The 7,770-nt window shown below is 58.2% G+C and carries 10 protein-coding genes and 1 pseudogene; 4 read left to right on the forward strand and 7 right to left on the reverse strand.

Translation table 11 applies throughout. From position 1 onward, the window contains the following. The first annotated feature begins 422 nt into the window (after positions 1-422). Entirely contained in the window at positions 423-1,427 is a 1,005-nt protein-coding gene (gene yejK / locus ACIOZM_RS27930; RefSeq protein ID WP_401219975.1) for a nucleoid-associated protein YejK, read from the forward strand. Further along, positions 1,427-1,777: a glutaredoxin family protein gene (locus tag ACIOZM_RS27935; RefSeq protein ID WP_401219977.1), complete on the forward strand. Its 351-nt coding sequence runs from the start codon at positions 1,427-1,429 to the stop codon at positions 1,775-1,777. The genes yejK and ACIOZM_RS27935 overlap by 1 nt, the downstream gene beginning before the upstream one ends. An 81-nt stretch (positions 1,778-1,858) precedes the next feature. Here the strand turns inward: ACIOZM_RS27935 and ACIOZM_RS27940 are convergent, their stop codons facing one another. From ACIOZM_RS27940 to ACIOZM_RS27960, 5 genes are all read right to left on the reverse strand, one after another. Continuing rightward, on the reverse strand, positions 1,859-2,794 hold the full coding sequence (locus ACIOZM_RS27940) for a glutathione S-transferase family protein (RefSeq protein ID WP_401219980.1): 936 nt from the start codon (positions 2,792-2,794) through the stop codon (positions 1,859-1,861). Between the two features lie 84 nt (positions 2,795-2,878). Next, on the reverse strand, positions 2,879-3,181 hold the full coding sequence (locus ACIOZM_RS27945; protein ID WP_401219983.1) for a GIY-YIG nuclease family protein: 303 nt from the start codon (positions 3,179-3,181) through the stop codon (positions 2,879-2,881). Positions 3,182-3,221: 40 nt separating this feature from the next. Then, positions 3,222-3,692: a nuclear transport factor 2 family protein gene (locus ACIOZM_RS27950; RefSeq protein ID WP_401219985.1), complete on the reverse strand. Its 471-nt coding sequence runs from the start codon at positions 3,690-3,692 to the stop codon at positions 3,222-3,224. A 219-nt stretch (positions 3,693-3,911) separates the two neighbouring features. Further along, positions 3,912-5,198, reverse strand: coding sequence for a CynX/NimT family MFS transporter (locus tag ACIOZM_RS27955; RefSeq protein WP_401219988.1), 1,287 nt, complete (start codon positions 5,196-5,198; stop codon positions 3,912-3,914). Further along, entirely contained in the window at positions 5,188-5,847 is a 660-nt protein-coding gene (locus tag ACIOZM_RS27960; protein ID WP_401219990.1) for a FadR/GntR family transcriptional regulator, read from the reverse strand. Before ACIOZM_RS27960 ends, ACIOZM_RS27955 begins: the two co-directional genes overlap by 11 nt. A gap of 166 nt (positions 5,848-6,013) precedes the next feature. Here ACIOZM_RS27960 and ACIOZM_RS27965 point away from each other — a divergent pair, with 166 nt between their 5' ends. Both ACIOZM_RS27965 and ACIOZM_RS27970 read left to right on the forward strand, forming a co-directional pair. Beyond that, positions 6,014-6,325, forward strand: a complete 312-nt coding sequence (locus tag ACIOZM_RS27965; protein ID WP_401219993.1) for a type II toxin-antitoxin system MqsR family toxin — start codon at positions 6,014-6,016, stop codon at positions 6,323-6,325. Further along, a complete protein-coding gene (locus ACIOZM_RS27970; RefSeq protein WP_401219995.1) occupies positions 6,322-6,810 on the forward strand; it encodes a type II toxin-antitoxin system MqsA family antitoxin in 489 nt (162 codons plus the stop codon). The genes ACIOZM_RS27965 and ACIOZM_RS27970 overlap by 4 nt, the downstream gene beginning before the upstream one ends. Positions 6,811-6,863: 53 nt before the next feature. On the opposite strand, the gene ACIOZM_RS27975 is transcribed toward ACIOZM_RS27970, so the two are convergent. Further along, positions 6,864-7,628 carry an amino acid ABC transporter ATP-binding protein gene (locus ACIOZM_RS27975; protein WP_401219997.1) on the reverse strand — a complete coding sequence of 255 codons (765 nt, stop codon included), beginning with the start codon at positions 7,626-7,628 and terminating at the stop codon, positions 6,864-6,866. 10 nt (positions 7,629-7,638) lie between these two features. Then, positions 7,639-7,770 (reverse strand): annotated as a pseudogene (locus tag ACIOZM_RS27980) (amino acid ABC transporter permease); the annotation flags it as partial.

Below are 7,770 nucleotides of genomic sequence, written 5' to 3' on the forward strand. Positions count from 1 at the left end.
GATCAGTTGGTCTTTAGTAAGAGCCATGTAGTGTTCCTTCCCTATCAAATTCATATGGATTGCAGAGTGCAGTGTCAGCCATCGAGCCCGATCTTCTGGATCTGGCACCCTCGGCGATAACCACGACGAGTCGGGTTATAGATACCGAAATCAGGGTTTGGTTCGACCTGACAAATGCTGAATGCACGCTTAACGCAGTGACTTCGCGTAAGACGGGGCAAAACTAGCACAGAGACGGGGAAATATCCGCCTCTAGCTACCCATTTGGTCAGCTTTATTGCTCTAAATCGTGAAAAAACTGCATAAGGACAGGCTCCCGCCCCGGAATTGCCCTTCACCCCGCGCCAAAACCAGTGGTTGCGGTACACTGGGCGCTTTTTCGGGGGAGCCTGCCCTCCTCCCATCCACCAGCCGAGAAGCCCATGCCGATCCGTCATTGCATCGTCCATTTGATCGACAAAAAACCCGACGGCACGCCCGCAGTTCTGCACGCTCGTGACTCTGAACTGGCTGAGTCCGCGGCCATCGAGAACATGCTCGCCGACCTCAACGAGAGCTATAACGCCAAACAGGGCAAAGCCTGGGGCCTGTTCCATCCGGAATCCGGCGCGTTTCCGTTCAGCGGCTGGCTGAAGGAATACCTCGAAGGCGGCAAGGACTTCACCGCGTTCAGCAAAGTTGCGGTCGAGCATCTGCAAAAGCTGATGGAAGAGTCGAACCTGTCGGTCGGTGGCCACGTTTTGTTCGCCCACTACCAGCAAGGCATGACCGACTACCTGGCCATCGCCCTGCTGCACCACAGCGAAGGCGTAGCGGTGACCGACGAACTGGACGTGACCCCATCGCGCCACCTCGACCTCGGTCAATTGCACCTCGCAGCGCGGATCAACGTCTCCGAGTGGCAGAACAACAAACAGTCCAAGCAATACATCTCGTTCATCAAGGGCAAGAACGGTAAAAAGGTTTCGGAGTACTTCCGCGACTTTATCGGCTGCCAGGAAGGCGTCGACGGCCCCGGCGAGACCCGCACCCTGCTCAAGGCCTTCAGCGACTTCGTCGAAAGCGAAGACTTGCCGGAAGAGTCCGCCCGCGAGAAAACCAAGACACTGGTGGATTACGCCAGCAGCCAGGCCAAACTCGGCGAGCCGATGGGTCTGGAAGAGTTGTCGGAGTTGATCGACGAAGAACGCCCGAAAGCCTTCTACGATCACATCCGCAACAAGGATTACGGCCTGTCGCCGGAGATTCCGGCAGATAAACGCACGCTCAACCAGTTCCGCCGCTTCACCGGCCGCGCCGAAGGCCTGTCAATCAGCTTTGAAGCGCACCTGCTGGGCTCGAAGATCGAATATGACGAAGAAGCCGGCACGCTGGTGATCAAAGGCCTGCCGACCTCGCTCACCGATCAGCTGAAGCGTCGCAACTGATGCTCGGCAATGTGCTGAAGAAGGTTCTGCTGGTACTGCTGGTAGTGGTGGTCTATCAGAACTGGGGCAAGATCGAGCGGGTGTTCAATCCGTCGCAGATGGTCTCCGAGCAGACGCGAGGCCAGGCGAACGTTGTGCTCTATACAACCGACTGGTGCGGCTACTGCAAACAGACCAAGCGCTTTCTCGACAGCAAGGGGATTCCTTTCAAGGAGTTCGATATCGAGAAGGACGCCGAGGCGCGCAAGGCGTATGAGGCACTGGGTGGACGCGGGATTCCGCTGATCGACGTGAATGGCACGTTGATTCGCGGGTTTGATCAGCAAAAAATTCTCGCAGCCCTGAAATAACCCGAAGATCAAAAGATCGCAGCCTGCGGCAGCTCCCACACGATCCATGTAGGAGCTGCCGCAGGCTGCGATCTTTTGCTTTTAGCGAGCTTCGATACGGAAACCAAAGCGCGGGAAGTGCACATGCACCACACCGCCGCGTTCGTCTTCGCGACGAACGATCAGTTCCTCACTACCAACAAACAACAACTCGCCCACCACCGGGTCAACCCCGTAATCAGTCGCGGCGATTGCCACTTGTTGCCCGGCCTTGAAACCGTTGGGATCTTCGAACTGCTCATCCGGCAGTGCCGCCGGGGTTGCATTGCGCGCAACGTCCAACGCCTCTTCGGAAGTCATCTCACTCGCCGCGCCATGGCCAAAGCCCAGCACACGGGCCAACCATGCGGAAACGGCCGGATAGGCATCGACCAAGGGCGCAGTGACGTGGGTTGCCTTGAGGAACCACATCGGATGCGCCAGGGCGAAGTCGGCAATCGACGGCTCACCGAACAGGAAGTCGCCCTGCTCGCGCTGCAACTGCTGCTCCAGACGACCCATGATGGTCGGCCATTGATGCTTGGCCTGCTCGGCGGACAAACGCGTGGCGCTGCCACCGCTGAACAGCCCGGCGCGGTCGGCGAGAAACGCCTTGATCGCTTCCGGCGGCAATTTGCCGAAGCGCACCGCTACTGATTCCGGCTGGAATACCAGACTGACTGCGTGCTGGAACACTACCGAGTCGGCCCATGCGGCGAAACTGGCGGCGATCATCTCCTGACCTTCAGGGAAGAATGCCGGCGAGGCTTTTTCCTGCTCCAGACGACGGGCAATCAGCGAGGTGTCGCAATAGATGTCAGCGCCGATTTGCAGCACCGGGGTCTTGCGGTAACCGCCGGTCAACGCGGTCAGATCGGGTTTGGGCATCACTGGCGAAATATGTACCGAGCGCCAGGACAAGCCTTTGAAACCCAGGAGCAGACGGGCCTTTTCGGCAAATGGGGAGGTCGGGTAATGATGCAGAATCAACTCGGACATGCTCGGCTCCGCCGCTCAAAAGATGAGCCCGCAGCTTAGCGTGCATTTGCTTAGCAGCCTACAGATCTGCCTGATGGGAACCGATCAGTCAGATTGATAAGACGCGACCAGACATTCCTTGGCGCTTTTCCTGAGTTTTTTGATCAGCCGTTCCTGGCGCAAGGCATCGCCCTTGTCACGACACAGTTCGGTGTAAACCAGCGCCATCGCCGGGCTTGAGAGGAAGAAGCGCGCGCCCTTGCCGCTTTGGTGCTTGGCGAAACGCCGCACCGGATCGTCGCTGATCCCGCAGTACAGCGAGCCATTGGCGGCGCGCACCAGATAGACGAACCAGGATTTGCTCACTGGCACGTCGGCATCGACAGAATTTTCGCTGAGGGTCGTCACTTGTCGATCAAGGGTGCGTAGGAAACAGGCCGCGATCTTATCAGCGACCGGCCTGAAATGCCTTCAGTCCCTTCAATGCCTGCGCACGCACCGCGTTGCGCACCACTGGCGTCCAGCCCAGCATCAGACCTTTGAAACCCAGCGCCTGACGCGACCAGCGCCACAGATCGAACCGGTCATGGTGCTCGCAGATTTTGCCGTCGCGAAACACGAAGCGCGCCTGAATATCGTTGATCACGACATTGCCGGTCTGGCTGAACAGATAGGTCGCCACCCAATGTGCGCCGCCGCTGCGCTCATCGGCGCGGACATTGTCGAACGTCAGGGAGAAATCCTTGGCCCGGGTCGTAAGCATGCGCCACATGTCGCCGGCATCGCGCCCGCGCAGTTCGCCGAAGGCCGGATCGCTGAACACCACATCATCGGTGTAACACGCGGCCATGGCCTCGGCATCGAGGCGCTGGAAGGCTTGGTAGAACCGGGTGATCAACGCGACGTGGGCTTCGCTCATGGGCAATCTCCAAAATAGGTACAGATTGCCAGCACGATAATCTGCAATCGCCCGAAACACTATCGGCATTCGCGCACCGAATACCGCCAACACGTCGAAACCTGACACAAACCCTGTGGGAGCGAGCCTGCTCGCGAAAAGGCAGGCACCTTCAATATCACTGGCGCCAGAACCACCGTTTTCGCGAGCAGGCTCGCTCCCACATTTGAAATCACCGCCTCAGATTCTTTCGCTTTGTACCTGCACGTACAACGCACGCCCGGCACCAAGACCGGCGATGATCGCACCCGTACCGATAATGCCGAAGATCCAGCCGACAGCATTCCAGCCACCGGTCCAGTCATGCACCACGCCGACCGCGAACGGTCCCATCGACGCCAGGGTGTAACCGAAACCCTGGGACATGCTCGACAGGTTGGCCGCCACATGCGCGTCACGCGAGCGCAACACGATCAAGGTCAGCGCCAGCGAGAACGTGCCGCCCTGCCCCAGACCCAGCAGAATCGCCCAGCCCCACAGGCCTTCGATCGGTGCGTACAGGCAACCAAACAGTCCGCCGAGGGTCAACGCCATCACTACCACGATCGCCAGACGCTGATCCTTGCCACGAGTCGCCAGCCACGGTGCAGCCAGTGAACTGGCGAGCTGAACGATGACCGAACCGGACAACACCAGACCGGCCTGGGTTGGGGTCAGCCCGCGACCGATCAGGATCGACGGCAACCAGCCGAACACGATGTAGGCCAGCGACGATTGCAGGCCCATGTACAAAGTTACCTGCCAGGCCAGTGGATCACGCAGCAGACCGCGCACGCGATAAGCAACATTGTGCGCACCGTGTTTCTGCCCGACTTGCGGTAGCCAGAACACCGCGGCAACCAGCGCCGGAATCACCCAGAAGCCAAGGCCCATCGCCCAATTGCTGCCAAAATGTTCGCTCAACGGCACGCTCGACCCCGCCGCCATCGCCGCACCCAGGCACAGGGCCATGGTGTAGACACCGGTCATGGTGCCGGCGTGTTTGGCGAAATCGCGTTTGACGATGCCCGGCAGGAGCACGCCGATTATGCCGATGCTTGCGCCACCAAGGACGCTGCCGGCGAACAGGCCGATTTCACCGAAGTTACTGCGCAAGATGATGCCGCCAGCCAGCGTCAGCAGAATCCCCAGCACCACGCGCTCGGCGCCAAAACGTCGGGCCAGAATCGGCGCCAGCGGCGCGAACAGCCCCAGGCAAAGCACCGGCAAGGTGGTCAACAGACCGGCCTGAGCCGCAGACAATCCAAGGCTTTTCGACACATCACTGAGCAGCGGCGCCATGCTCGACAGCGCCGGACGCAGGTTCAGCGCGACCAGAATCAGCCCCAGCAGCAACAGCCACGGTCGGCGCACCAGCGGATGGCTTTGCTGGACTTGTTCGTCATCGGCCTCGGCATCGATCAGCAACTCTTCGAGCTCTGCCGTGCGCTTGGGGGTTGAGAGATTTTTCCCGGTTTCAAGGTTCATTGATCAACTGCCTCGAGAGTGCTTTGGCCCGCTCCGGATCACGTTGTTCGACCGCATCGAGTAACTCGATGTGCAAGTCGAACACTTCCTGACGGCGCGGGACGATGTTCAGGGTCTGGCGCAATTGCGCGCCGACAATGCTGGAGAAATAGCGATACAACTCGCTGAGCGTCGGGTTGTGTGCGGCGTCCACCAAACGACGGTGGAACACCAGATCGCAAGCGATGTAGGTATCGAGATCGCCGTGGTAATGGCTGCCACTGGTGCCGAGCGCTTCACGCAGCGCGATCAGGTCTTCATCAGTACGCCGCAATGCGGCCAGGCCAATCGCCTCAACCTCAAGGATGTGCCGGGTTTCCCGGGCCTGTTCCAGCGAGCAGCGCGACAGTGCCTTGAGCGTGTCCATCGGATCGACCAGCGCCCGCAGATAACTGCCGTCGCCCTGACGGATTTCGATCAACCCGGAAAACGCCAGTACACGCATCGCTTCGCGCACGGTGTTGCGGCTGATGCCCAGTTCGGCGCACAGCTCAGGCTCGGTTGGCAAACGCTCGCCGACAGCCCAAACGCCATCGGTAATGCGCTGCCGCAACTGATCCAAAGCCTGATCGACCAAGGATCGCTTAATGAGAGGTGAAATTTCTGACATAGGATTCGCCCTTTCATCCAATCATAGGATGAATTTTCCGACATGTTAGTCAGACCCGCGTAGGACGGCAACCACCTAGGGTCAAAAGGAGACACATGGAGCGGTATTTTCGATTGGTCAAAATTACCCTTTAAGGGTAATTTCAGGGACAGGGTTTTGGTTTCTTATGGAAAAGAACACACCCCATTACGACTTGGCGGTGATCAAGGCTGAGGTTCGGCGACTTGGCTGGAGGGCCTTTACCAGAAGTTCAGCAGAATCCGGCGATGTTCTCGGCTTTAGCATCAGAGAGATGCAAGAAATCGTTTACGAGCTGCAGAACAGGATGTTGTACAAGTCGATGACCAGCTATGACGATCATCGAGTCTGGCAGGACGTTTACCACACCCATTCACAAGATCTGGAGATTTACATCAAGGTGACATACCGCCCTGCCGGCGGCGCACCGGTGATCTCCTTCAAGGAGAAAAACCCATGAAAACCCGGCAATGTTTCAGCTGTGGTGCCCGTGAGGGAATGAGGCATTTCGAGGGACGCGGCGAAACCTTGAGTGTCAAAGGCATGGAGCGCCGTGTAGATGATCTTGCAGGCTGGGAATGCCAGCAGTGTGGGGAAGTCGAGTGGGATGACGATACCGATAGCGCGGAACGTTATACGAAAGCAGGCGATGAACTGGTTATCGCTGCGAGGCAAATGATCGGCGCCGAGATGAAGCGGATCCGTCGCAAATTGCATCTGACGCAAAAAGAGACAGTGCAACTACTCTCCGGTGGCGGACATAACGCGTTCTCTCGCTACGAGCGCGGTGAGTTACTTCCACCCAAGGCGTTGGTGCTGCTGATGCGCCTGCTGGATCGTTACCCTTACATGCTCGTCGATGTTCAGACGCTGGCAGAGGGCGCGGACCTGAGAGGTTTCAAGCACACCGTCCACAAAGAACACGAAAACCTCACCATATCCTGACCCGACAAAAAAAAACCCGGCACATGGCCGGGTTGGTTTTTATTCACAAGCCATCAATGCAAAATCTGACTCAGGAACAACTTGGTCCGATCATTCTGCGGATTGTCGAAGAAGTCGTTCGGCGCCGCCTGCTCAACGATTTCACCTTTGTCCATGAAGATCACGCGGTTGGCCACAGTGCGGGCGAAGCCCATTTCGTGGGTCACGCAGAGCATGGTCATGCCGTCTTCAGCGAGGCCGATCATGGTGTCCAGAACTTCTTTCACCATCTCCGGATCGAGCGCTGAAGTCGGTTCATCGAACAACATGATTTTCGGTTTCATGCACAGGGCGCGGGCAATCGCCACACGCTGTTGCTGACCGCCGGACAGTTGTCCCGGGAATTTATGCGCCTGCTCCGGAATGCGTACGCGCTCCAGATAATGCATGGCGATTTCCTCGGCCTTGCGCTTGGGCAGCTTGCGCACCCACATTGGCGCCAGGGTGCAGTTCTGCAAAATGGTCAGGTGCGGGAACAGGTTGAAGTGCTGGAACACCATGCCGACTTCGCGGCGGATCGCTTCGATCTGCTTGAGGTCATTGGTCAGTTCCACGCCATCGACGACGATGCGACCCTGCTGGTGTTCTTCCAGACGATTCAGGCAGCGGATGGTGGTCGATTTGCCGGAACCCGACGGGCCGCACAGGACGATACGCTCGCCCTGTTTGACGTTGAGGTTGATGTCTTTCAGTACGTGGAACTGGCCGTACCACTTGTTCACGCCCTGCATCTGAATAATGCCTTCAGCGCTTACAGGCTTTTTGATTGCTTCACTCATTACAGAACTCCTAACGCTTGTGGCCAGTGTCGAGCTTGCGTTCCAGATGCATGGAATAGCGCGACATACCAAAACAGAAAATCCAGAACACCAGGGCGGCGAACACGTAGCCTTCGGTGGCCATGCCCAGCCATTTCGGATC

Origin of the sequence: Pseudomonas sp. NPDC087346, assembly GCF_044744235.1 — a bacterium.
In the GTDB taxonomy this organism is placed as follows: Bacteria; Pseudomonadota; Gammaproteobacteria; order Pseudomonadales; family Pseudomonadaceae; genus Aquipseudomonas.

Coding starts and splice junctions, on each gene's coding strand:
- ACIOZM_RS27965 (WP_401219993.1), top strand. CDS start 6,014: ATGGAAAAGAACACACCCCATTACGACTTGGCGGTGATCAAGGCTGAG.
- ACIOZM_RS27940 (WP_401219980.1), bottom strand. CDS start 2,794: ATGTCCGAGTTGATTCTGCATCATTACCCGACCTCCCCATTTGCCGAA.
- yejK (WP_401219975.1), top strand. CDS start 423: ATGCCGATCCGTCATTGCATCGTCCATTTGATCGACAAAAAACCCGAC.
- ACIOZM_RS27955 (WP_401219988.1), bottom strand. CDS start 5,198: ATGAACCTTGAAACCGGGAAAAATCTCTCAACCCCCAAGCGCACGGCA.
- ACIOZM_RS27935 (WP_401219977.1), top strand. CDS start 1,427: ATGCTCGGCAATGTGCTGAAGAAGGTTCTGCTGGTACTGCTGGTAGTG.
- ACIOZM_RS27970 (WP_401219995.1), top strand. CDS start 6,322: ATGAAAACCCGGCAATGTTTCAGCTGTGGTGCCCGTGAGGGAATGAGG.
- ACIOZM_RS27960 (WP_401219990.1), bottom strand. CDS start 5,847: ATGTCAGAAATTTCACCTCTCATTAAGCGATCCTTGGTCGATCAGGCT.
- ACIOZM_RS27975 (WP_401219997.1), bottom strand. CDS start 7,628: ATGAGTGAAGCAATCAAAAAGCCTGTAAGCGCTGAAGGCATTATTCAG.
- ACIOZM_RS27950 (WP_401219985.1), bottom strand. CDS start 3,692: ATGAGCGAAGCCCACGTCGCGTTGATCACCCGGTTCTACCAAGCCTTC.